The 24,806-nt window shown below is 61.2% G+C and carries 19 protein-coding genes and 1 riboswitch; of the genes, 14 read left to right on the top strand and 5 right to left on the bottom strand.

Going from position 1 to position 24,806, the window contains the following annotated elements; translation table 11 throughout:
• Positions 1-25: 25 nt before the first annotated feature.
• Entirely contained in the window at positions 26-937 is a 912-nt protein-coding gene (locus ACP15V_RS14110) for a 5-bromo-4-chloroindolyl phosphate hydrolysis family protein (protein WP_424944346.1), read from the bottom strand.
• 430 nt (positions 938-1,367) lie between these two features.
• The gene (locus ACP15V_RS14105; protein WP_424944345.1) at positions 1,368-2,420 is read right to left on the bottom strand and encodes an alkane 1-monooxygenase; all 1,053 of its coding nucleotides are present in this window, start codon (positions 2,418-2,420) and stop codon (positions 1,368-1,370) included.
• A 172-nt stretch (positions 2,421-2,592) separates the two neighbouring features.
• Between ACP15V_RS14105 and ACP15V_RS14100 the strand changes: the two genes are divergently transcribed.
• A complete protein-coding gene (locus tag ACP15V_RS14100) occupies positions 2,593-4,278 on the top strand; it encodes an NAD(P)H-dependent oxidoreductase subunit E (protein ID WP_424944344.1) in 1,686 nt (561 codons plus the stop codon).
• A gap of 59 nt (positions 4,279-4,337) precedes the next feature.
• Here ACP15V_RS14100 and ACP15V_RS14095 read toward each other — a convergent pair whose 3' ends face one another.
• Positions 4,338-5,357, bottom strand: coding sequence for a lytic transglycosylase domain-containing protein (locus ACP15V_RS14095; protein WP_424944343.1), 1,020 nt, complete (start codon positions 5,355-5,357; stop codon positions 4,338-4,340).
• 108 nt (positions 5,358-5,465) lie between these two features.
• Between ACP15V_RS14095 and ACP15V_RS14090 the strand changes: the two genes are divergently transcribed.
• Positions 5,466-6,098, top strand: a complete 633-nt coding sequence (locus ACP15V_RS14090) for a lysoplasmalogenase (RefSeq protein ID WP_424944342.1) — start codon at positions 5,466-5,468, stop codon at positions 6,096-6,098.
• Here ACP15V_RS14090 and ACP15V_RS14085 read toward each other — a convergent pair.
• On the bottom strand, positions 6,095-6,844 hold the full coding sequence (locus tag ACP15V_RS14085; protein ID WP_424944341.1) for a hypothetical protein: 750 nt from the start codon (positions 6,842-6,844) through the stop codon (positions 6,095-6,097). The two genes, ACP15V_RS14090 and ACP15V_RS14085, sit on opposite strands and share 4 nt — an antisense overlap.
• A gap of 108 nt (positions 6,845-6,952) precedes the next feature.
• On the opposite strand from ACP15V_RS14085, the gene ftsY reads away from it, so the two are divergent.
• From ftsY to ACP15V_RS14045, 8 genes are all read left to right on the top strand, one after another.
• Complete coding sequence (ftsY, locus tag ACP15V_RS14080) at positions 6,953-8,176, top strand: signal recognition particle-docking protein FtsY (protein ID WP_424944340.1); 1,224 nt, start codon at positions 6,953-6,955, stop codon at positions 8,174-8,176.
• Between the two features lie 62 nt (positions 8,177-8,238).
• Entirely contained in the window at positions 8,239-9,141 is a 903-nt protein-coding gene (locus ACP15V_RS14075; protein ID WP_424944339.1) for a DMT family transporter, read from the top strand.
• 92 nt (positions 9,142-9,233) lie between these two features.
• Complete coding sequence (locus ACP15V_RS14070; RefSeq protein ID WP_424944338.1) at positions 9,234-9,845, top strand: inner membrane-spanning protein YciB; 612 nt, start codon at positions 9,234-9,236, stop codon at positions 9,843-9,845.
• A 177-nt stretch (positions 9,846-10,022) separates the two neighbouring features.
• Positions 10,023-10,101, top strand: a riboswitch (SAM riboswitch).
• 64 nt (positions 10,102-10,165) lie between these two features.
• Positions 10,166-11,344, top strand: coding sequence for an O-succinylhomoserine sulfhydrylase (metZ, locus tag ACP15V_RS14065; protein WP_424944337.1), 1,179 nt, complete (start codon positions 10,166-10,168; stop codon positions 11,342-11,344).
• Positions 11,345-11,426: 82 nt separating this feature from the next.
• Entirely contained in the window at positions 11,427-12,533 is a 1,107-nt protein-coding gene (folE2, locus tag ACP15V_RS14060; RefSeq protein WP_424944336.1) for a GTP cyclohydrolase FolE2, read from the top strand.
• A 135-nt stretch (positions 12,534-12,668) separates the two neighbouring features.
• Positions 12,669-12,896 (top strand): hypothetical protein, encoded by a 228-nt coding sequence (locus ACP15V_RS14055; protein WP_424944335.1) that lies wholly within the window; start codon positions 12,669-12,671, stop codon positions 12,894-12,896.
• Between the two features lie 89 nt (positions 12,897-12,985).
• Entirely contained in the window at positions 12,986-14,434 is a 1,449-nt protein-coding gene (locus tag ACP15V_RS14050) for a TrkH family potassium uptake protein (protein WP_424944334.1), read from the top strand.
• Between the two features lie 42 nt (positions 14,435-14,476).
• Complete coding sequence (locus ACP15V_RS14045) at positions 14,477-16,090, top strand: 5-guanidino-2-oxopentanoate decarboxylase (protein ID WP_424944333.1); 1,614 nt, start codon at positions 14,477-14,479, stop codon at positions 16,088-16,090.
• Between the two features lie 227 nt (positions 16,091-16,317).
• On the opposite strand, the gene ACP15V_RS14040 is transcribed toward ACP15V_RS14045, so the two are convergent.
• Positions 16,318-18,114, bottom strand: a complete 1,797-nt coding sequence (locus ACP15V_RS14040; protein WP_424944332.1) for a trypsin-like peptidase domain-containing protein — start codon at positions 18,112-18,114, stop codon at positions 16,318-16,320.
• 185 nt (positions 18,115-18,299) lie between these two features.
• Between ACP15V_RS14040 and ACP15V_RS14035 the strand changes: the two genes are divergently transcribed.
• From ACP15V_RS14035 to ppdK, 4 genes are all read left to right on the top strand, one after another.
• Complete coding sequence (locus ACP15V_RS14035; RefSeq protein WP_424944331.1) at positions 18,300-19,238, top strand: glycine--tRNA ligase subunit alpha; 939 nt, start codon at positions 18,300-18,302, stop codon at positions 19,236-19,238.
• Between the two features lie 27 nt (positions 19,239-19,265).
• Positions 19,266-19,733, top strand: a complete 468-nt coding sequence (locus ACP15V_RS14030) for a DUF6446 family protein (RefSeq protein WP_424944330.1) — start codon at positions 19,266-19,268, stop codon at positions 19,731-19,733.
• 17 nt (positions 19,734-19,750) lie between these two features.
• On the top strand, positions 19,751-21,976 hold the full coding sequence (gene glyS / locus ACP15V_RS14025; protein WP_424944329.1) for a glycine--tRNA ligase subunit beta: 2,226 nt from the start codon (positions 19,751-19,753) through the stop codon (positions 21,974-21,976).
• Positions 21,977-22,154: 178 nt separating this feature from the next.
• Positions 22,155-24,704: a pyruvate, phosphate dikinase gene (gene ppdK / locus ACP15V_RS14020; RefSeq protein ID WP_424944328.1), complete on the top strand. Its 2,550-nt coding sequence runs from the start codon at positions 22,155-22,157 to the stop codon at positions 24,702-24,704.
• Positions 24,705-24,806 lie beyond the last annotated feature (102 nt).

The raw sequence follows: 24,806 nt of genomic DNA, 5'->3' as shown, positions 1-24,806 counted from the left end.
CGTAATCCTCTTAATCTTTGTTCACTCAAGCGCGATCCATCCGCACGCCCTCGCGGGCAAGACGGTCACGCAGCACTTCGATCTCGACCTCAAGATCGGCGCGGTTATCTGTCAAAAGGGCCTGGGTCTTGGCCGCGAAGTTCTGTTCCAGATCATCCAGCAACGCCTCGTAATCGGCGCGCGCCTCCGGATCTTGGTTGCGCGCATAAAGCTCGGTGAATTTCACCGTCGCGTCCCGTGCACCCCGCAAATAGACCGACAGGTATTTGCGCGCGGCGGTCAGGTCGCGGGGGTCATCTTCGACCACGCGGAACATGTCACGCGCCGTGGTCTGAAACCCGTCAACGCGCGCCTGAAGCGCCCGATCCCGTACCCGCAAGATCGCATCTGACATGGCTGAAAGCTGCGCCTCGGCCTCGCCCACGGCGCGGGCCACGCGGTCGGTTTGAAATTCGTCTACCCCTTCGGCGCCCTTGTTTTTCAGGGGGTCGAGTCCAAAAGAAAAGAGATGCAGACCAGCCCCCAGCACCGCATAAATCGCGGCCTCGATCACGGACCCTTGCACCAGGCCGGCCGCAGCCAGCCCCGCGCCGGTCAGGAGAGAGGCAAAGATCTTGCGCGGAAAGGCAGGGCGTCGCGCCACTTTGCGCGCGTCATAGGCCTCATGCGCGGCCACCCCTTCGCGGGTCAACCAGGCCGCCGCCAGCAACAGCCCGGCCCCAACAAGCGACAAGGCCATCGGCGCGGGGTCGCGAAAAAACGCCAGCCCAACCAAAGGCAGTGGCGCCAGGAACAACAGGTTCACCCGCGCCCCCGCCCGCGCAGGGGCCGCCCCGTGCAGCGGTGAACGCCGGGATGTCTGGCCCGATTCCGAGGGGTTTTCGGACGGGGATTTCCGCCCATCGGGGCTATAGGCGCCGCCATATCGCTGGGCCATTACGCGCCCCCCGTGATCGACACGTAAAGGATCAACGCGACCAGCGCGAAATAGGCCGTTTTCTGTAATCCGCTTCCGGACATATCTGCGTCAATGCTCCCACATCTGTCACTTGCATTTCAATATAGGGTGGGTGGCTGATTTTTGCCATGGCGCGCCGCACTTTGCGCGATCTGCCGCCTGCTTTCCGCACCGCGACGCCATCCCCCTGATGTTACCGCCAGCATGCCCGTCCCCCGGCGGTGGAACAAGGGGGAAAACCGGGGCGGGGACCTCATCTATGGCGGTTCCATTGCGGTGGGCGTTGAAAGCGTATTACCGCTGATGGCGGATTTCTCTCGTTGCAGGCATTGTGGGCTTTAAAAAGTTTAAAGTTTTGGATCTGACCCCTGCAAAACTTTAAACTTTCGCCGCGCCGCCCCTCAAAAGTTTAAACTTTCCGAATGTCCTGCCAATGCGCGAGCGACCGCGTCATCACCCGGTTCCAAAGCGGCGGGATCAGGGCAAGCGTTGCCATGGTTGGCAGCGGATAGGGCAACATCGGGGCCTTTGTGGCATCCGGCAGACGCAGCGCCGGATAGGGGCGCGACGGGTGGGCGTGGTGATCGGAATGACGCGGTGCATTCATCATCAGATGCGAGGTGAACCAATGCGGCGAATTCCAACTGTGATGGTCACCCACCGGTTCATAACTCCCGTCGTTTTGACGCGCGCGCATCAACCCGTAATGCTGCACGTAATCGGAGAGGAGGAGCTGAATTTGGGCGTGAATACAAAGCACTAGATAGACGGCCAGCCCACTGACACCTGCGATGACCCAGGCCAGAAACAGCATCACCCCTGCGCCCGCAAGATAGGTCAGATACGGGTTGAACCGTCGTTTCCCCGCGGATTTGGCACGGGCAATATCGGCCTTTTCCATCTCGTATCCAGCCTTGAAAGAACCTTTCCAGGCGCGGGCGGCAAAGGCATAGAATATCTCGCCTTCGCGGGCGGAATTGGGGTCGTCCTCGGTGGCGACAAACCGGTGATGCACTTTGTTATGGGCCGAGGTGTGATGCCCGAACAGAAGTGAGATATAGACCCATTTCCCCAAGTTAAACAAACGCTTATCTGTTCTGTGGATCAGTTCATGCGCGTTGGAATTGGACACTTGCCCAAAGAACAACCCGGTCGCAAACAGCAGCGCCGCCCCGGGCCAAAAGCCGATCCCGGTGCCGCCGGAAAGGGCAAGCACCATCAAGGGCAGCAGCAGAAAATGGGCCGCGACCAGCAGGACAGACAGTTGATTTGCCGAGGTGAAATCATCATTCGGGTCGGCGGTTCCGGCCAGTTTTCTGATCCCCTCATCCAGCGCAAAAGACAGCAAAGTCATATAGATAAGGGCGCAAAACGCGAACCATCCGCCAAAGAATGCCCCCAATACCAGCACCCCCACGGGCAGGCCGGCGGCCACGGCGAAATAGCGCAACTTATATGTCATCATCTTCCCCTTGCGGTCACTCGCACCGCTCGCTTTGCGCGTTTCGGCAAACTATCGGGATTTTTTTGCCGGGACGCAATGCTGCGCAATCCGCCACGCCTATGTCGTTTTTGACATGTGCCGCTTTCAGCGCGCAGGATAGGATTGCCCGGAACGGTTTTAGGAGTGGGCAATGGCCTTGGATGAAAAAAAAGGGATCTGGAAAAACGCACGCGGCAAGGGGCGCCGGGTTCCCAAAGGGCGTCAGATCGATCCGGTGGCAATGGAAGAAATTCAATCATTGCTGGGGGATAGGCCGCGTCGCCGTGATCTGTTGATTGAATTTCTGCACCTCATCCAGGACAAATACGGCCATCTGTCCGCCGCCCATATCCGCGCTTTGGCGCAGGAACTTGGCACTGGTCAGGCCGAGATTTACGAGGTCGCCAGCTTCTATGCCCATTTCGATGTGGTGAAAGAGGGCGAGACCCCGCCGCCATCGCTGACCATCCGGGTTTGCGATTCCCTGTCCTGCGAACTGGCCGGGGCAGAGCAGCTGCAAAAAGCGCTGGAAGACGGGCTGAATGCGGATGAGGTCCGCGTGGTGCGCGCGCCTTGCATGGGCCGTTGCGACACCGCGCCGGTGCTGGAACTGGGTCACAACCACATTGACCACGCCACGCCAGAGAAGGTTTTGGCGGCGATCGAGGCGGGGGATACCCACGCACATATCCCGCAATATCAAGACCTTGCCGACTATCAGGCCGAAGGCGGCTATGGCGAGCTGGCCAAGCTGCGCGAGGGTGGTGACTGGAAAGACGTGCAGGACACCGTGCTGTCGGCCGGGCTGCGTGGCCTTGGCGGCGCGGGCTTCCCGTCGGGCACGAAATGGGGTTTTGTGCGCGCCAATGAAGGGCCGCGCTACCTTGCCGTGAATGGCGATGAGGGCGAGCCGGGCACGTTCAAAGACCGCTACTATCTGGAACGCACCCCGCATCTGATGCTCGAGGGCATGTTGATCGCCGCCTGGGCGGTTGAGGCCGAGACCTGCTTTATCTACATGCGCGATGAATATCCCGCTGTGCTGACCATTCTCGCCAATGAAATCAAAGCCTTGGAAGAGGCGGGCCTTGTCGATCCCGGCTATATCGAACTGCGGCGCGGGGCCGGGGCTTATATTTGCGGCGAAGAAAGCGCGATGATCGAATCGATTGAAGGCAAGCGCGGTGAGCCGCGTCACCGCCCGCCCTTTGTGGCGCAGGTGGGCATCTTCAACCGTCCGACCCTGGTGCATAACGTGGAAACCCTGCTTTGGGTGGCGCGTATCCTGCGCGAAGGGCCCGAAATCCTGACCTCGGTTGAAAAGAACGGCCGCAAGGGGCTGCGGTCTTATTCGGTATCGGGGCGGGTGAAAAGCCCGGGTGTGCATCTGTTGCCCGCAGGGTCGACCATCACCGACATCATTGACGCGGCTGGTGGGATGCTGGATGGCCATAGTTTCAAGGCGTATCAACCGGGTGGCCCGTCGTCCGGGTTGCTGCCCGCGCATATGAATGACATCCCGCTCGACTTTGACACGCTGCAACCACATGGCACCTTTATCGGGTCCGCCGCCGTGGTGGTTTTGTCCGATCAGGACAGCGCGCGCGACGCCGCCCTGAACATGCTGCGCTTCTTTGAGGATGAAAGCTGTGGGCAATGTACTCCCTGCCGTGTGGGCTGCGAGAAGGCCGTCAAACTGATGCAGGCGGATAAGTGGGATCAGGATCTGCTGGAAGAGCTGAGCGCCACCATGGTGGATGCCTCGATCTGTGGTTTGGGGCAGGCTGCGCCGAACCCGATCCGCCTGACCATGAAGCACTTCCCCGACGAAGTGTAACGCGCACCACACGCGGACATTTTAAAACGGGTCTGTCACATGCGGACCCGTTTTTTCTTTTACCTTTCATTGCGATAGACGCGGCAGGGGCAGCCCTGCGCCGCCAGACGTTCGCACAGGCGCCGTGCCTCCAGCAAGCTGTCGCGTCCAATTCGCGCCATGATGAACCCCTTGCGCGCCGCCACGCGGTTTTTCACCGGGATCAGGTCCGGTTCCTCGCCTTTGATCGGTCCTTTGCAGCGGCGCGTGGCCCGGTTGAACTTTTTCAAAGCATTGGCGCGTGACGTGCCGAAGGCCAGTTGTACGCCCCAGGGGGCCAGACGTTTCGGGCGCGGTTTCGGGAAGGGTGAGGTGCCGGGGGCCAGGGCACTATAGATCAGGTCCGGGCGGAACTGTAGCGCCGTGGCAAACCGGCGGGGCGGGGCAGAGAGCCTGCGATTTGCCGCCATGGTGATACAGGCGTCCAGAAACGGTCGGGTTTGATCCAGCCGCAGATCGGGCAGGGTGGAAGGGGTCGTAACCCAGCGCTCAAAGCTCATCCCGGTGATGATTTTCACATAGGCCCGCGTTTCGGGGGGCGGGCGGCGGCCATAGCGCAGCAGCTCTTCCACCCGTTGTTCGCCCGCATTATAGCCGATGGCAGCCAACCCAATATTGCCAAATTCCCGTGTCATTTCTGCAAGATATTCTGCCGAGTGGTCCAGCGCCTCCGCCGGGTTGAACGCATTGCGCAACCCCCGTTTGCGGGCGGTGAAGGGCATGAACTGGGCAATGCCTTCGGCGCCCGCATGGCTGATGGCGTTCGGGTCAAAGCGGCTTTCCTGCCAAATCAGCCGGGCGAAGAACCCCACGTCCAGCCCATGCCGTTTGGCGAAATCTTCGATTGCGATGCAGGTGTCGCGGGCGAACGCATCCTCGCGGATGCAGCGTACCTCGCCCCATCTGGGGGAGGAGCAGGCGGTGGGATCCTTAGGTGTTTTGGCGACAGGATCCGGGGCGGTTTCCGAAAACCCGGTTGTTGATCCCGAAATGGTTATGGCGATGGACCAAAGACACAGAATGAAAAGGCGCAAATGCATCCTCAAATCCTGCCCGACCCTGCGCGCCTGTCAACTTCCGTCTACGTCAATCGCCGGATTGCCAAGATCGGGCTTGACCTGCGCCCCCGGCCTTTGCATCGCTAGGGCATGAGTTTTGCCCCTGCCTATCTGGGGCTGGCGATTGCGCTGGCCTATCTGCCCCTGACCGATGCCACGACCAGCTGGCGGCGGTCGATCCACAAGACCCTGCCGCTTTTGTGTTTCGCCGCCGGGGCCTATCTGCTTGAGGCGCCTGCCTTTCTGGTGGCTGGCCTGTTCCTGTCCGCCTTGGGGGATTTCGGCCTGTCGCGCGATGGCGACAGCGCGTTTCTATACGGTCTATCGGCCTTTGCGCTGGCGCATGTCCTGTACATCCTGCATTTCCTGTCGCTGGCCCATGCCCCCCTGTGGGAGGTGTTTAGCCTGGCACCCATTCCCGCCCTGATCCTTGTCGCGCTGGTCGTCTCAACCGAGCTGTGGCTGACGCCCCATACCGGGGCCCTGACCTGGCCGGTGCGGATCTATGTTCTGGTGATCGGGGTGATGGGCTTGTCGGCCCTGCTGGTGCCCTTCGGGGCCAGCACAATCGGCGCGGCGCTCTTTATCCTGTCGGATCTGATCCTGGCGGTGGAGCTCTTTCGTATGGGGGATGATCACCCACGCCGTCCCTTGGCCAGCCTCGCGGTCTGGGGGTTTTACATCGCCGGACAGGCGCTGATCCTTATGGGCGGGATTTTTTAACGGTCCACCCCAAAGGCGCGCAGGGTCATCGGGATCGCCTTGAACTCTTTTGCGCCTTCACGACTGCCCCATTGCAGCGGTTTGGTCAGCGGATCGAGCCACCATTTCCGCGCACACCACGCCGCCGCCATGTCCCACACACCCTTGTCATCCTGGGCGCGGTAGGCCGCGCAGGCCGCTTCGATCTCGGGCAGGTTGGTCTGCGCGAAGGCAAAGCAGGAATGCACAAAGATGATCAGGTCCTGCATATGGCCTTTCATCGTGTTGCGCTGGGGGGAATAGCGTTCGAAATCCAGAAAGGTCAGGTGGGTGCCGTCCCAGCACATATCCTTCGCCGCCGGACGCCCATGGGACAAGCCTTTGCCGTGCATCCGCGCCAACTCGCGCCCCGCCGCCGCCATCGCGCGGGTCCGCTCTTCCAACGTGCCGGTCTGTTGCGTCAACAGATCGGACAGGATCAGGCCACTGTCGCGCGTGACCACAAAATCTGGGCCTTCCGCCACCACCACCGGCACCGGCACCCCGGCTGCCGCAAGCGCATGAAGCCCCGCCATATCCGCCTTGAACCCCACCGCCGGGTCGCCCTTTTGCAACCGCCATTTCAGCGAAAGGGTCTCGGGTTTCTTGGCCCAATAGGCCACACCATCTTGTTCCAACCGGCGAATGCGCGCGGTCTTATCGGCCAGAAAGGCGTCCAGCTGGGTCTGCAAGGCCGGGTCATCAAAAGGCTTGGGCTCATTGGTCATGCGCCCCATGTAGCAACTTCGCGGGCGAATGCAAATTCGCAAGGCACGGCTGCCCCTTTCAAATCGGGAAAAACTGGCATAGTTGGAAAGAAGCAACCGGAGGCAGTCATGGCGTTTTTCTCAAAGCTCAAGGATCGTTTGTTCAAATCTTCGTCCAAATTGGAGGAAGGGCTTGAGGCAATTGTCGATGAGGGGGGCGAGGAAGAGCTTGTTGAGGCCACGATCGACACCCCAGTTGACACCCCCGACGCGCCATCCACCGCCCCCAGTGAGGCACCTGCATCGGAGGCGCCCGAAACGCCGGTGCCAGAGAACACGCCCGCATCAGAGCCATCTGCCGATCTGCCCCCAGCGCCCGCGCCGCGCGCCGCGCCTGCCATCGCCCCAACACCGGCCCCCGAACCCGTGGCGACGCCTGTCGAAAAGACCACGGAGCAAGCCTCCAAACCCGGTTTGATTGGGCGCATGCTGGGCCGCGCCGCCCCCGCAACCGTCACCCGCCGCACGGTGGATGACAACATGCTGGAAGACCTCGAAGACCTGATGATCACATCAGATATGGGCGTCGACACCGCAATGCGCGTGACCGCCAATATCTCCGCCGCGCATTTCGGCAAGAAACTGTCGGTTGACGAGATCAAGTCCGTGCTGGCCACCGAAGTTGCCCGCATCATGGACCCCGTCGCCGTGCCCCTGCCGATCTATCCCAAGCGCCCGCAGGTGGTGCTGGTGGTTGGCGTCAATGGCGCGGGCAAAACCACCACCATCGGCAAGCTGGCCAGCCAGTTCACCGCCGCCGGCAAAAAGGTGGTGATTGCCGCCGGAGACACGTTTCGCGCCGCCGCCGTGGAGCAGCTTCAGGTCTGGGGCGAACGCGCCGGTGTGCCGGTGTTGACCGCGCCCGAAGGGTCCGACCCGGCGTCGCTGGCTTTTGACGCGATGACCAAGGCCGAGGCCGATGGCGCCGACCTTCTGATGATCGACACCGCAGGCCGCCTGCAAAACCGCACCGACTTGATGGAAGAGCTCGCCAAGATCGTGCGCGTGATCAAAAAGAAAGACGAAAGCGCGCCGCACAACACCCTGCTGGTGCTGGATGCGACCACCGGGCAAAACGCGCTGAGCCAGGTGGGCACGTTCCAACAGCTCGCCGATGTCTCCGGCCTCGTGATGACCAAGCTCGACGGCACCGCAAAAGGCGGGGTGCTGGTGGCGCTGGCAGACAAATTTGCCTTGCCGATCCACGCCATCGGGGTGGGTGAACAGATCGACGACCTCGCACCCTTTGACCCGGAAGAGTTCGCCAACGCCCTGATCGGCATCCGCAGCTGACCATCTTTGGTCCCGAAATATCCCACGGGGGTCCGGGGGTGTGAAACCCCCGGCGTCGCAATATGAGCAACTGGCTGATCTCTCTCGAAGGCACGCAAGCAGGCCACACCCTCGCCCTTGGCCTCGCGCTGATGGCCGCCTTCCTGCACGCGTTCTTCGGCGCACTACAAAAGGGTCGTCATGATCCATGGTTGTCGCGCGGCGCGATTGACCTGTCTTACGGGCTGATCGCCGCCCCCTTTGCGCTGTTTGTCGTGCCTTGGCCCGAACCCCATATGTGGGCGATCTTCGCGGTCGTTTGGGTGATCCATGTGGGCTACAAGCTCGCGCAAAGCTATACCTATGTGCTTGGCTCCTACACCGTGGTCTATCCCGTGGTGCGGGGCACCGGGCCGCTCTTCACGGTGATCGGCGCGGGGATTGTCTTTGGAGAAACCTACACTTGGCTCCAGTGGCTGGGGGTGTTCACGCTTCTGGCCGGGATCTACGCGCTGGGCTGGTACAACCTTCGCCATTGGCAGTTGGGGCGCGAAATGCTGAAACCCGCGCTGGCGATGGCGGTGCTGACCGGGTTGTTTGTCGCAGCCTACACCACGCTTGACGCCTACGGCATCCGCGCCACCGCCGACCCCTTCACCTTCCTCGCGTGGTTTTTCTTCATCGACGGGTTCTTCATGCCCGTGATCGCAGGCATCCGCTGGTGGAACATGCCGGCCCGCCCGGCGCTGGCCCCGCTGATGAGGCGCGGCATCCTGGGCGCCTTCATCGCCTATGCCAGTTTCGGCTCGATCATGCTGGCGACCCGTCTGGACAGTGTGGGCGAGGCCGCGGTGCTGCGCGAAACCTCCACCGTCTTCGCGGCGCTCATTGGCTGGGTGGTGTTGAAAGAAAAGGTCGGGCCGCGCCGCCTGACCATGATGGCCCTGATTGCGGCGGGGGCGGTGCTGGTGGAAATGGGGGGCTGACGCCTCTCAGGGAAATTTCCCGCCCCCCCCCCTTGCCATTGCCCCCTTCGCCCCTCACATTCCCGCCAACTCCGAAACAGGATGCGGATCCCATGACCGACCAGACCAAACCCGTTAATCCCACCGTGAAAGCCGTGCTCGAATACGGGCCTATTGTGCTTTTCTTTGTGGCCTACACCTTCCTGAAAGACCGCACTTTCCTGGTCGCAGGGACGGAATACTCCGGCTTTGTCGCCGTGACCGCGCTCTTCATCCCCCTGCTGGTGGCCGCCACGTTGGGCATGTGGAAACTCACCGGGCACCTGTCGAAAATGCAGATCGTCACGCTGGTGCTGGTGGTGGTCTTTGGCGGGTTGTCGATCTGGTTCAATGACGAACGCTTCTTCAAGATGAAGCCCACCATTATCTACCTCTTGTTCGCGGGCATCCTCGGCTTTGGCCTGATGCGCGGGCAAAGCTATCTGGAAAGCGTGCTTGACGCGGCCCTTCCGCTGGAACGCGACGGCTGGATGATCCTGACCAAACGTCTGGCGCTATTCTTCCTGGGTCTTGCCGTGGCCAACGAAGTGATCTGGCGCATGATGTCCACCGACGCCTGGGTGAATTTCAAAACCTTCGGCCTGCCGCTCGGCACCATTGCCTTCTTCATGACCCAGGGCACCCTGTTCAAACGCTACGGCACCGAGGACAAACCCGACGCCTGACCTGCCCCTTCTTTTCTGGTCGTAAATATCCTGGGGTGAGCGCACAGCGCGAGGGGCAACGCCCCTCATCCGCCGCTTTACGGCGTACAAGGTCCAGGCTCACATCGTGAGCCACCAGAAGCGGGCGAAGGCGCAGCCCGACCCCTTCCCACTTGACGCAAATTGCCGCAGGCGCTAGATCAGCCCCGTGGCGATTTGTTCACCGGATTGCGGGCCACGTAAAATATTCCGCTAAAGAGGTCTGGGAATGAAGGCGGATGCCGTGTCAGCCCCCGACGCTCATCAGCGGTGGGGGCTTTATTGTGTGAAAGGAACACGCGATGACAAGATGGGGGAAACGCACCGAGGCCGTGCATGGCGGCACACGTCGCAGCCAGTATAACGAGCTGTCCGAGGCGATGTTCATGACCCAGGCCTTTGTCTATGACACAGCCGAGGCCGCCGAGGCGCGCTTTATTGAAAGCGGCCCGGACGAGTTCATTTATGCCCGTTACGGCAATCCCACCAACCGCATGTTCGAAGACCGGATCGCGGCGATCGAAGGCACCGAAGACGCCTTCGCCTGCGCCTCTGGCATGGCCGCCGTCAACGGCGCGCTGATGGCGCTGACCCAGGCGGGCGACCACGTGGTGTCCTCGCGCGCGCTGTTTGGCTCCTGCCTTTATGTGCTTGAGGATGTGCTGGGCCGTTTTGGTGTCGAGATCACGCTGGTCGACGGCACGGACAACGCAGAATGGGAAGCCGCCATTCGCCCGGACACCAAGGTCGTGTTCCTCGAAGCCATTTCCAACCCGACGCTGGAAGTGATTGATCTGGCGCATGTGATCAAGCTGGCCCATGCCAATGGCGCGCTGGTGGTGGTGGACAACGCCATGCCCACCCCGGTCTTTTCCTATGCCGCGAAACTGGGCGCGGATCTGGTGGTCTACTCCACCACGAAACATGTGGACGGGCAGGGGCGGATGCTGGGCGGCGCGATCTGCGGCTCGCGCGAGCTGATCCGGGGCCCGATTGAAACCTACGTCAAACACACCGGGGGGGCGATCAACCCCTTTGCCGCCTGGACCCATCTGAAGGCGCTGGAAACGCTGGACCTTCGCGTGCGCGCGCAGGCCGATGCCGCGATGAAAGTGGCCGAGGCGCTGGCCGACCATCCGAAGCTCAGCCAGATGCGCTATCCGCAGCACCCCTCGCACCCGCAACACGCCATTGCGATGGAACAATCGCCTTCGGGCGGCACGGTGCTGGCGATTGAGGTGAAAGGTGGCAAAGACGCCTGCTTCCGCTTCCTCAACGCGCTGGAGATCTTTATCATCTCCAACAACTTCGCCGATGCCAAATCCATCGCCACCCATCCGGCCACCACAACCCATCAGCGCCTGCCGCAAGACCAAAAGGACATGCTGGGCATTTCCGACGGGTTGGTGCGCCTGTCGATTGGGCTGGAAGACGTGGATGACCTGATTGCCGACCTGAAGCATGGCTTAAACGCGGTCTGATTTGTCGCATCCTGCCCTACCGGTTTGGCATTTTACTGGCAGAACGGTTAGACTTGGACGTGCGACAGATGCGGGGGCCGCGATGAATCAGATGAAACGCGGATCAAAAAACGATGTTGATAAGGCGAGCGCCGAAGAGGCGCTGGCCACTTTGCGCGCGTGGGCCGAAGCTGCCGACCCGGTGGAAGTGGCCGCCCTTGACCCCTCGATTGCCCGGCTTCTGCCCGGCGGCGAGGTGTCGAATTACCCGGCGCTCAGCCGCAACTACCCGTCTGATTTTACGCCTGATGCCGATTACAAGGCCTCGATGCCGGACCTGCAAAATGGGCCCGCCAGCCTGATCCAGGGCGCCAAACGGCATATCCAGCATGTGGGGATTTCCAATTTCCGCCTGCCTTTGCGGTTTCACACGCGCGACGGGTCGGATCTGACGCTGGAAACCTCGGTCACCGGCACGGTCAGCCTTGAGGCGGGCAAAAAGGGCATTAACATGTCGCGCATCATGCGCAGCTTTTACCAGCACGCCGAAAAGACCTTCAGCTTCGAGGTGATCGAACACGCGCTGGACGATTACAAAGCGGATCTGGAAAGCCTGGACGCCCGCATCGAAATGCGCTTTTCCTACCCCGCCAAGGTGGAAAGCCTGCGCTCTGGCCTTGTTGGCTATCAATATTACGACATTGCGCTGGAACTCTTTGAACATCACGGCAAGCGCCGCAAATTCATGCATCTCGACTATGTCTACAGCTCGACCTGCCCCTGTTCGCTGGAACTGAGTGAGCACGCCCGACAGTTCCGAGGGCAGTTGGCGACGCCTCATTCGCAGCGGTCGGTGGCACGGATTTCGGTCGAGAAAATCCATCAGCCGGGCAACACGCTCTGGTTTGAAGACCTGATCGACATGTGCCGTGTCGCGGTGCCAACCGAAACGCAGGTGATGGTCAAGCGCGAAGATGAACAGGCCTTTGCCGAACTCAACGCCGCCAACCCGATTTTTGTCGAAGATGCCACGCGCCTGTTCTGCGAACAATTGCAACAAGATCCCCGCATCGGCGATTTCCGCGTCGTCGCCAGCCATCAGGAAAGCCTGCACAGCCATGACGCCGTGTCGATCCTGACCGAAGGCGAGACCTTTGAGGCGCAATCGCTGGATCCGAAGCTCTTTTCGACCCTGTTCCACGTCGGCTGATCCCTCAAATATTTGGCATATTCAATGCGTTGCATCTCACGCATGGCGGGGATGCAGATTTGCCGGTGGTCGCGCCATGTCCGCCGACCTATTTCCGTGCGCAGGGAGGAAACCAGATAATGATGAGGTTTCCAAATGGCCACTCACGCCACGAATATTGAATTGCCCCGCACCGGATTGCGCGCCGCGTTTGCCCGCTGGGGGACCGCGTTCCTGCAGGCCATGGAAAACCATGCCAACCGGACACATTATGCACGCACCATTCGGGTGCTGAACGCCAAAAGCGATGCTGAACTGGCGAAAATGGGGCTGACCCGCGACGACATTCCGCGTCATGCCTTCGGGTCGATGTACCACATCTGATCGATCCCCCGGGTGACCCCGCCCGGAATTGGGTCAAACAGCGGCGTTCCGGCTTGACACCCGGCCCCCGCAAGGCCAACCCTTCGCCCATGTTCGACCTTCGCCCTGTGGCCTATGTGACCGGCCTGCTTTTGTTGGCGCTTGGCATTGCAATGCTGATCCCGATGGGGATCGACCTTGTCTATGACAGCGACGATTGGCTGGTGTTTTTGGAAAGCGCTTTGTTGACCTCGCTGGTGGGCGGGTCAATGGCGCTTGCCTCAGCCAATGGGGTGGGGCGCGGTTTGTCGATCCAGCAAACCTTTCTTTTGACCACCGGCGTGTGGCTGGCGCTGCCTATGTTTGGCGCGCTGCCGTTCTTTTTGTCAGAACTGGATGCCCGCCCGGTGGACGCGTTTTTCGAGGCGATGTCCGGCCTGACCACCACCGGGGCCACGGTCCTGTCGGGGTTGGATGATATGCCCCGCGGGATCCTGTTTTGGCGTGGCCTTCTGCAATGGTTCGGCGGCATTGGCATCATCGTCGTCGCCATGGTGTTCCTTCCCGAACTGCGTGTGGGGGGGATGCAGATCTTTCGATCCGAAGGCTTTGATACTTTTGGTAAAATCTTGCCCCGAGCAACCGAGATTTCGTCGCGTATCTCGGTGATCTACTTTTCCCTGACGGCGGCCTGCGCGGTGTCCTACTACGCCATGGGTATGGATGTTTTTGACGCTGCCACACATGCGATGACCACCATCGCCACGGGCGGATTTGCCAATTACGACAGCTCGTTTGCGGGCTTTGCACCGGGTGTGGAATATGTGGCCGTGGTGTTCATGCTGGCCGCCGCCCTGCCATTCGTGCGCTATGTGCAGATGCTGTCGGGCACGGTGCAACCATTGTTTGTCGACCCGCAGATCCGCGTTTTTTTCGGCACTCTGATCGTGTTGGTGCTGGGCATGGCGGGCTGGCGGTTGATGGCGGCGGGGAGCGGCGACGAAGAAATGGTCCGCAAGACGCTGTTTAACGTGACCTCGATTCTGACCGGCACCGGATATGCCTCGCAGGACTATATGGGCTGGGGCAGCTTCCCCGTAGCGGCCTTCTTTTTCATCGGCCTTATCGGTGGCTGTGCGGGATCCACGGCCTGTTCGGTCAAGATCTTCCGCTATCAGCTGTTGATCTCCTCGATCAAGGCACAGATCCGGTCGATCCACACCCCGCATGGAATTTTTTCGCCGCGCTATGCGGGCAAGCGGGTGGACGAAGATGTGCTCTCGTCGGTGATGAGCTTTTTCGTGTTTTTCGTGGTGACGATGGGCGTTGTGTCGGTGTTGCTTGGCCTGACCGGGTTGGATTTCATCACCTCGGTTTCGGGGGCGGCCACGGCGGTGGCCAATATCGGGCCGGGGCTCGGGCAGGAAATTGGTCCGGCAGGCAATTTCGCAGGGCTCAATGACGTGGCGAAATGGATCTTGTCGTTCACCATGCTCATTGGCCGGTTGGAACTGCTGGCCGTGTTTGTGCTGTTCACACCGCAATTCTGGAGAGGCTGAACGCGGGGGATCGCGTGGAGCGAAGGCGACTAAGGATGGATCATGGTCAATAATACAACCAACGCGAAACCCCTCGGGGTGCAACTGTCGCATATGCTGAAGTCGCGCGGGGTGGACGTGATTTTTGGCATCCCTGGCGTGCATAATGTAGAACTCTATCGCGGTCTTGAAGAGGCGGGGATCACCCATGTTCTGGCCCGCCACGAACAGGGGGCGGGGTTCATGGCCGATGGCTATGCCCGTGCAACGGGACAACCCGGTGTCTGCTATCTGATCACCGGGCCGGGGGTGTGCAATGCGATGACCCCGCTGGGGCAGGCCTATTCCGATAGCGTGCCGGTCCTGGCCATCAGCTCCTGCCTCAACCCTTCGGATCTGGGCATTGGACGGGGGCGTCTGCACGAGATGAAAGATCAGCAAGCTGCCGGCGCTGCAGTCTGTGACTGGTCCCTGACCGCGATGGATGCAGCTTCGGCCTATCGGCTTGTGGACCGCGCATTGATGGAGTTTGCGACGCGGCGGGCGCGTCCGAAACATATTCAGGTGCCGATCAAGGTGCTTGGCGAACGGGTCGGGGCCGCACCTGATGCGGGCGTCTTGCCGGCCCGCCCGCTGGCCCGCCCGGAAGAGGTGGCGGCGGCCGCAGAATGGCTTTTGGGTGCGGAACGTCCACTGTTCATCTTTGGGGGCGGGGCCGTGACGGGGGCTGATGCCGCCCGAAAACTGGTGAACGAAACCGGGGCCGCCAGCATCTCGACGGTCGCCGGTCATGGGGTGATTTCGGATGATGCGCCGCTGGCATATGGCCCCATCCTGCCGCGGCCTGACAGCGTGCACGAGATTGCCAAGGCGGATCTGATTGTCGCTGTGGGCACCGAGTTGAGCGAGGTGGATCTGTGGCGCGATCATCTGGGCCACGAGGCGCCGATGATCCGTGTGGATCTGGATCCCGAGGTGCTGGCCGACGAACATCGGGCCGAGCTGCCAATCCTTGGGGATGCGGGGCCGTTTCTGCAAGAACTGCTGGCGCTGGTGGACGGCCATGCCAAACCCGCGACCAAATGGACACAGGCAGAGGTCACCCAGGCGCGGGCCCGCTTTCACCTGGAGGCCGACCAGGCGCGCCCGGATATCCTGCCCATCTGCGAGCGCCTGGGGCCGGCCCTGCCGGAAGATGTGATGATCTATTCCGATATGACCCAATTCGCCTATGTGGCCAACGAGGTCTGGCCGCTGGATCGCCCCGGCCACTGGCACCACCCGTCTGGTTTCGGCACCCTGGGCTATGCGTTGCCCGCGGCCATTGGCGGCAAGCTGGGCCGCCCGGATCTGCCGGTGATGGCCATCGCGGGCGATTACGGGGTCCAGTTCACGCTGCCCGAACTTGGCACGGCGGTGGATCTTGGCCTCGCGCTGCCGATCCTGATCTGGGACAATGCCACGCTGAAAGAGATCGAGGACTGCATGGTCGCGCGCCAGATAGCCCCCAATGCGGTCAGCGCCAGAAATCCGGATTTCTGCGCGTTGGCAAAGGCTTATGGGGCCAATGCGGACAGACCAACCTCTCTTAGCGCATTGTGCGAGGCGGTAAATGCCGCCTTCGTCGCCGATGGCCCAACCCTGATCCATGTCACCCCGGACGTGCTAAAGGGGTGATCGGAACGCGGCCCGCTCTTTTTCTTGCCCGAAATACCTCGGGGTGAGGCCGCAGGCCGAGGGGCAGCGCCCCTGCGTGTTTCGAGCAAACCCACGCGACTCGCTTCCATCAGGCTCACAGCGTGAGCCACCGAAAGCGGGCCGAAGCGTCAGCTGAGGCCCCCCTGCCAAGAAAAACCCCCGGCCAATTGGGCGCGGGGGCGTTCATTTTCAGATGGGTTGGATGATCAATTCCAGCAGCTCACCAGAACCGTCATATCCGAAGCCATGGCGCTGATGTCCACAGGATCCATCGAGGCGATGGCGTCCGTGGCGTCCGGGGTGATCCCATGGGCGGCCAAAAACTCGGCGGCAGAGCCCGCATCCCGGGCGAATTGCACATCGTCGGGCAGGCTGCGACCGGAGGCCGTGTCGCGCGGCAACAAAACCCCAACCACGGCCCCACCAGCATCCAGAACCGGCCCGCCGCTGTCCCCCGCCAGGGTGGTAATCGCCAGGCGGCTCAGGTCGGCTTGCCCGTCCAGCCCGTTGATATCTGCGAGGTTCCCAAAGGTCATGCTCGGGCTGCCAAGGCGCCCTTCATAGGAAAATCCCGATACGGCGATGTCGCTGCCCAGTCGTGGCTCTGTTGTCAGGAAAGACGCGACGGCGACCGGGGCCAGCGGCGTGGTGGGCTTGACGATGGCCAAGCCCAAATCCGGTTCATTGGCCACAACTTCGGCGTCATATTCGTCATTGATGGTGATGCGCTGGCATTGCGCCACCGCGTCCGCCGAGGTCAGGATCGTGCCCTCTGCGGTCACAAAAAAGCCCGAGCGCGACAGGTCGGGGCGGCGAATTTCCAGACCCGAGATCAGGTCGATATCCTGCACTGCTGCGTCCAGCCCGGCATTGTCATCAAGGGCAGTGCCCCCCAACGAGCGGAAGCTTTGTTTCATTTCGTTCAGGACAAGCTGACGGCGTTTGTCGTCGCCTTTCGGCCAGACCAGGGTGAAGCCTTTCACGGTGCCGTCCACCAGGCGGGCATAGGTGTGCGAGATGATCTCGGCGTTTTCGCCTTCCAGCGTAAATTCACGGTCCTTGCGTTTGCGCGGGCCGTTTTCAGGAACGATTTCCAGCGTTTGCAGGATGTCGTACAGCCCGAACAATGTGTCCTGATTGCCGGTCTGGCTGATCAGAACCACCTTTTCAGACCCGTTTTCGCGGGGTTTGAAATGGGCAAAGGGCGCTTCATAGCGATCAAATTCCACCACGGCCTTGGGCAGGGTGATGGCAATGCCAGCGTCCAGATCTTCATGGGCGGCCATGCCGATACTATCGAGCACAGCCTGACGTTCGCCCAGCACCGCCATGCGCTGTTTCGTGGTCAGAACACCGGTGGGTTCATAGCCGCGCGCCTCTTGCCAGGCCGCCATGGATCCACGTGTGCCGCGGCCAAAGGCACCGTCGATGCCAGAGGTATAAAAGCCCGCAAATTTCAGCGCGCGTTGCAGGTCCATCCGTTCTTCGCGGGTCAATAAACGCTCGCTGGCCTGTGCTTCGCGTTTGGTCTCATCCGGCAGTTCAGCCGGGGTGGGGGATGGGGTGGCAACCGGCGCGGTGGCTTCGGTCACGGGATCTGTGTCTGGCAGGGGGGTGATGGTGACCGGGGCCTGTGCGGCACTTGCGCCCACTGGCCAGAACTGTTGCCGCAAATCCCGCGACCGCACCAGGAAACTGTCGCGCGGAATAATGCCCTGGTTGCGCAGCTGGCGCAGTTGGATGTCAGCCGCGGCTTGTGAATATGGCCCAAGCACGACCGCATACCAGTTGCCGCCAACGCGAAATCCGTTCACGCCTTCGATCCGCCCGGCATAGCCGCGCACGCGTGCTTCGGCTTCTCGCAGCGAGGGGTGGGCCTCGATCTGAATCCAGATGGCGTTCTGGGTCTGGGTGGCCTGGGCCAAAGTGACCTGTGGCGCCAAAATACTGGTCGACAATGCGGTGGCGCCCGCGATCAGGGCAGATGCAAAAAGCGTTTTCATGGATCCTCTTGGCCTATCTGTATGCTGCGGCCTCTTACGGGCGATTGCAATATTCTTTGGGCAAGTAACACAACCTGCCCCGGATAGGTCAATAACCCGGATGCAATGATTGACCCTTTGTGACCCAATGCCTATTGAAGGGCCAAGTTAATCTGAACACACGGGCGACGGAACGGGCGACGAATATGGGCCAGGCTGACACAAAACCGCAGAGCTTTCAGGAAATTATCCTGCGGCTGCAGAATTACTGGGCGCAAAAAGGCTGTGCGGTGTTGCAGCCGTATGACATGGAAGTGGGCGCGGGCACCTTTCACCCGGCCACGACCCTGCGTTCGCTTGGGTCACAGCCGTGGGCCGCGGCCTATGTGCAACCCTCGCGCCGCCCGACCGATGGGCGCTATGGGGAAAACCCGAACCGGTTGCAGCATTACTACCAGTATCAGGTACTGATCAAACCCAGCCCGCCCGATTTGCAGGATCTGTATCTGGGGTCGCTTGAGGCGATCGGCGTTGATATGGCGATGCACGACATCCGCTTTGTCGAGGACGACTGGGAAAGCCCGACGCTGGGGGCTTGGGGTCTCGGCTGGGAAGTCTGGTGCGACGGGATGGAAGTCAGCCAGTTCACCTATTTCCAGCAGGTCGGCGGCCATGATTGCAAACCCGTCTCGGGCGAGCTGACCTATGGTCTGGAACGGCTGGCGATGTACATTCTGGGCGTCGATCACGTGATGGACATGCCGTTCAACGCGCCCGATGCGCTGATCCCGCTGTCCTACGGGGATGTGTTCAAGCAGACCGAAGAAGAATACGCGCGCTGGAACTTTGATATTGCCAACACCGATGTGCTGTTGAAGCAGTTCGAAGAGGCCGAGGTGGAATGCCAGAAGATCCTCGACCAAGACCATATCGACCCCAAAACCGGCAAGCGCATCATCATGGCCCATCCGGCCTATGACCAATGCATCAAGGCGTCGCATCTTTTCAACCTGCTCGACGCGCGCGGGGTGATTTCGGTCACCGAGCGCCAAGCCTATATTGGCCGGGTGCGCGCGCTGGCGAAACTCTGTGCTGATGCCTTTGTGCAAACCGGCGCGGGTGGTTTTGTGGCAGAAGAGGCATAACGCCCGGTTCGGGCGAGTGGCAGGGATATGAGCGGAAAACTCGTAGCAATCATGATCGTCGCATCCTCCCTTATTTTCGGGGCTGTGGTTTATTACACCCAGCTTTACGCGTTTTATGAACCGGCCGCGGCCGATACGGAACTGCGCCTGACCAATCTGGTCACCGGCGAACCCGAAGTGGTGATCTATGACAGTTTCGAAGGGATCGACAGCGACAGCTCGCCCTTGCGGTTTCGCGGCTGTTTCACCACCACCATGTCGCAGGCCATGCTGACCGAAACCTTCGAGGTCTATGAAGAGGCCACCCCCCTGGTCGCCCCCGGCTGGTTCGATTGTTTCGATGCCCACGCCATTGGGGCCGCTTTGGAACAGGGCGAGGCGATTGCCTTTCTGGGCGAAAAAAACATCAAAGACGGGGTCGACCGCGTGGTTGCCGTCTATCCTGATGGCCGGGGCTTCGCCTGGCATCAACTGAACGAAAAATATAGCGAATAATACGGCGAGGATGCGATATGCCCGATCTGCTGATTGAACTCTTCTCGGAAGAAATCCCCGCCCGGATGCAGTCGCGCGCGGCGGAAGATCTGAAAAAGCTCGTAACCGACGGTCTGGTCGAGGCGGGCCTGACCTATGCGGGGGCGCACGCGCTGTCCACGCCGCGCCGCCTGACGCTGGCCATCGAAGGCCTGCTGGAGCAATCGCCTGATACACGCGAGGAACGCAAAGGCCCCAAGGTGGGCGCGCCGGACAAGGCGATCGAGGGCTTCCTGCGCGGCGCGGGGCTGACCCGCGATCAGCTGGTGGAACGCGACACGCCGAAAGGCCCGGTCTATTTCGCAATGATCGAAAACAAGGGCCGCCCGGCCGCCGAGATCATCGCCGAGGTGCTGGAAAAAACCATCCGCAATTTCCCCTGGCCCAAATCGATGCGCTGGGGCGCGGGCACCCTGCGCTGGGTCCGGCCGCTGCACTCGATCCTCTGCATCCTGTCGGATGAGGCCGGGGCCGAGGTGGTGCCGATGGAGATCGACGGCATCGCATCGGGGGACACCACCCAGGGCCACCGTTTCATGGCGCCGGGCACAATCACCGTCACCTCGTTTGACGATTACGCCGCCAAGCTGAAAGCGGCCAAAGTGGTCCTTGACCCGCAAGAGCGCGCCGATCATATCTGGGAAGACGCGAAAAACGCGGCCTTCGCCCAGGGGCTGGAGATTGTCGAAGATGCGGGCCTTCTGCGCGAAGTTGCTGGTCTGGTCGAATGGCCTGTCGTGCTGATGGGTGACATTGCCGAGGATTTCATCGGCTTGCCGCCAGAAGTGCTGCAAACCTCAATGCGCGAACACCAGAAGTTTTTCTCGGTCAGAAACCCGAAAACCGACCGGATCGAAAAGTTCATCACCGTCGCAAATGTGGAAACTGCCGACCATGGTGCGACCATTCTGGCCGGGAACCAAAAAGTACTTTTTGCCCGTCTGGCGGACGCCAAGTTCTTCTGGGAAAACGATATTCGCGAGGCCGAAGCAGGGGGGCAAAAATGGCTGGATAGCCTTTCGAACGTGACTTTCCACAACAAGCTGGGCACCCAGGCCGCGCGTATTGACCGGATCGCAGCCCTTGCCCGCGCCATTGCGCCGACCATCGGGGCGGACGCCGATCTGGCAGAACGCGCCGCGCGCTGGGCCAAGGCGGATCTCAGCTCGGAAATGGTCTATGAATTCCCCGAACTTCAGGGCCTGATGGGCAAATATTACGCAGGCCCCGCAGGCCACCCGGTGGAGGTCGCCAACGCCGCCACCGAACATTATTCGCCGCTTGGCCCGTCCGACGACGTCCCCTCTGCGCCCACTTCGGTGGCCGTGGCGCTGGCCGACAAGCTCGACACCCTGACCGGCTTCTGGGCCATCGACGAAAAACCCACCGGGTCAAAAGACCCGTTTGCCCTGCGCCGTGCAGCCCTTGGGGTGATCCGTCTGGTGCTGGAAAACGGATTGCGGGTGAACCTCGATCAACTGTTCGATGCCCAGCTTTTGCGCCATGGAATTGCTTTGGAAAATGACAAAGCCCAACGGAATGCCCTTTTGGCGGATCTGGATCGCGAGATTGCCGACCACGGCGTGTTCGGAGCAGCGATCCGCACGGTGCTTGACCATTTTGATGGCGATCTGACCAAACATCTGGAAGCGGTGAAAGCCGACCTGCCAGACACGTCCGACAACCTGTTGGGGTTCTTCCACGACCGCCTGAAAGTCTATCTGCGCGACCAGGGCATCCGCCATGACGTGATCGACGCCTGCCTTGCCATGCCCGGAAACGATGACCTTGCGCTGCTGGTGAACCGGGCCGAGGCGCTGTCTGGTCTGCTGAAAACCGACGATGGCGAAAATCTGCTGCAAGGCTTCAAACGCGCCAACAACATCCTGACCCAGGCCGAAGAAAAGGATGGGGTGGAGTATTCCTACGGTGCGGATGTGAAATTCGCCGAAGACGACAGCGAAAAGGCGCTGTTCGCCGCGCTTGATCGCGCCGAGGCCACGATCAAGCCCGCGATGGAGGCCGAAGATTTCGCCGCCGCCATGACTGCAATGGCGACGCTCCGCGCGCCCATCGACGCCTTTTTCGAAGCGGTGCAGATCAACACCGACAATGAGATCATCCGCCGCAACCGCCTGAACCTCCTGTCGCGGATCCGGCAGATCTGCCTCTCCGTGGCGGACCTCACCAAAGTCGAAGGTTAAAAAAACAAGGGTGCCGCGAAAACCGGCGCCCTTATTTTCTGGTCATAAATATCCCGGGGTGAGCGAGCTTGCCTCGCGAGGGGCAGCGCCCCTTTCCCCTTTTTCCACCCCCACGCCCCTTGTGTGATGCACAGCCCTTGCTATGCTTGCGGAAATCACATTGCTGCGGTGCAGAAACATGAGCGATCTCGGATATACGGAAATCACCTCCACGGCCCCCATTCACACGGCGGAGCATGGTGGGCGTGCAAAATGCCTGCAGCGGCTCATTCGGCTCGATATGCCAGTGCCGCTCACGGTGGCGCTCAGCTTTGACGCGGTGCACGGCGTGTCTGCCGGCGACCTGCCGGATCTGGACGCGATGTTTGAGCTTTTTGGCGACGACCCTCTGGTGTCCGTGCGTCCTTCCTCCGAGGACCCTGACTGGGGGGGGCCGGGTGCGATCCTGAATATCGGCATGAATGACGTCATCCATGCCAAGCTGATGGAAAGCCATGGTGAAATGGCGGCCCACGCGCTCTATCTGCGCTTCATCCAGGCTTACGCGGTGCATGTGGGCCGGTTGGACCCGGACGAATTTGACGAGTTTTCCACCCCAACCGCAGATGCGGTTCAGGCGGCGCTTGACCTTTATGAAGAAGAAACCGACAGCTATTTCCCGCAAGATCCCAAGGAGCAGCTGGCCGAAGTGCTGCGGTCCATGGCGCGGGCCTGGCAAGGCACTACCGCGCGTCTGTTGCGCGAAGCCAAGGGCGCGCCGGCGGATGCGGGCCTGGGGCTTGTGGTGCAAAAGATGGCGCTGGGGGTCGGGCAGAATGTCTGTGGCTCTGGGGTGATCCAGTTTGTGAACGGCCAAACCGGGCATCGGGAAATCCGCGGGCGATATCTGTGCAAAAGCCAGGGCCGCGATGCGCTGACCGATGCGGATGCGCGCGACGTGATGTATCTGACCAAAGACCCTCGGGGCCGGTCGATCGAAGAGGTGCTGCCCGACAGTTTCCAGGCGCTGCTGGACGCAGGTGAACTGTGCCGGACCCGTCTGCGCGAAGAAATGGAAGTCGAGTTCACCATCGACAATGAAGAGCTTTTCATCCTTGACGCGGTGCGGGTGCCGCGCAGCGAACGGGCCAATGTGCGGATTGCGGTGCAGTTGGCGAAGGACAAGATCATCACCCGCGAAGAGGCGGTGATGCGTATTCCGCCCCGTGCTCTGGCCGAACTTCTGCACAGCCAGGTGGACCCGGAAGGCATCCGTGATGTGTTTGCTTCCGGCATTCCGGCCAGCCCCGGGGCTGCGACCGGAAAGATCGTCTTTTCCGCCCGCGCCGCGCAGGCCATGGCCGCGCAGGGGGAAGAGTGTATTCTGGTGCGTCGTGAAACCAGCCCTGAGGACATTCGGGGCATGCATGCCGCCAAGGGTATTCTGACCATCCGCGGCGGCATCACCAGCCACGCCGCCGTGATTGCCCGTGGCCTTGGCCTGCCCTGTGTGGTGGGGGCCAATGGGATGTCCATTGAAAAGAAAAAGAAAAAACTGATTGCCCAAGATGGTCGTGTGCTGCTTGAAGGGGACGTGATCACCATCGACGGGGCCGAGGGTGAGGCCCTGATGGGGGCCGTGGGCATGTTGCCGCCGGAACTGGGCGAGAGTTTTCAGACTCTGATGTCCTGGGTGGATGAATTCCGTGACATCGGGGTGCGCGCCAATGCCGACACCCCACCGGATGCGCGAAATGCCCGCATGTTCGCCGCCGAAGGGATTGGTCTTTGCCGGACCGAGCATATGTTCTTTGACGATGATCGCCTGCTGGCCATGCGCGAGATGATCTTCGCGGATCAGCCCGAAGATCGCCGCGCCGCGCTGGACCGCCTGCTGCCGATGCAGCGCGCCGATTTCACCGAGCTTTTTGAGATCATGCAGGGGTTGCCGGTCTGCATCCGCCTGTTCGATCCGCCGTTGCATGAATTCCTTCCGCACGGGCGCGAAGGGTTGCGCGAATTGGCCGAGGCGCTGGATCTTGGCGTGTCGGATGTGGAACGTCGCGTGTCGAGCCTGCGCGAGTTTAACCCGATGCTTGGGATGCGCGGGGTGCGCCTTGGTGTGACCGTCCCCGAGATTTACGACATGCAAGCCCGTGCGATCTTCGAGGCCACGCTTGATGCCTCTCATGCGGGCAAGCGGGTTGTGCCCGAGATCATGATCCCGCTGGTCTCTGCCAAGCGCGAAGTGGAAATCGTCAAGGCGCGTATTGATGCGGTGGCCGCAGCGGTCAAGATCGAGCGCGGCGAAGAGTTTACCTATCGGCTGGGGGTGATGGTCGAAACACCCCGTGCCGCATTGCGGGCGGGCGAAATTGCCCAGCACACCCATTTCCTGTCCTTCGGCACGAATGACCTGACCCAGATGACCTATGGTCTGTCGCGCGACGATGCGGGGCGGTTCATGGGGGAATATGTCAAGCAGGGGGTGTATGAGGAAGACCCGTTCCATGTGCTGGATACCGACGGGGTGGGTGAGCTTTTGCAAATCGGTGCAGATCGGGGGCGCGAAGAGGACCCGGATCTGACCCTATCGATTTGTGGTGAACATGGCGGTAACCCCGAATCAATCCGCTTCTGTCGCGACGCGGGCTTCTCTTATGTGTCCTGTTCCCCCTTCCGTGTGCCCATCGCGCGCCTGGCCGCGGCCCACTTGGCGGTTGCAGCAAAGCTAGGGGAAGGGACCTGATCCTCCCACCATATGTTGCGGTGCAGCATCAGTTTTGTCGCTATCATCAAGGGCATAGAATGGCCTGCGACAGGGCCGCACTGGACGCGAAGCCCTTTTTCC

Source organism: Aliiroseovarius crassostreae (genome assembly GCF_049803815.1).
Lineage (GTDB): Bacteria > Pseudomonadota > Alphaproteobacteria > Rhodobacterales > Rhodobacteraceae > Aliiroseovarius > Aliiroseovarius crassostreae_A.
Note: the sequence above shows the minus strand (reverse complement) of the source record. Positions and strands in the feature narration are given on the sequence as shown.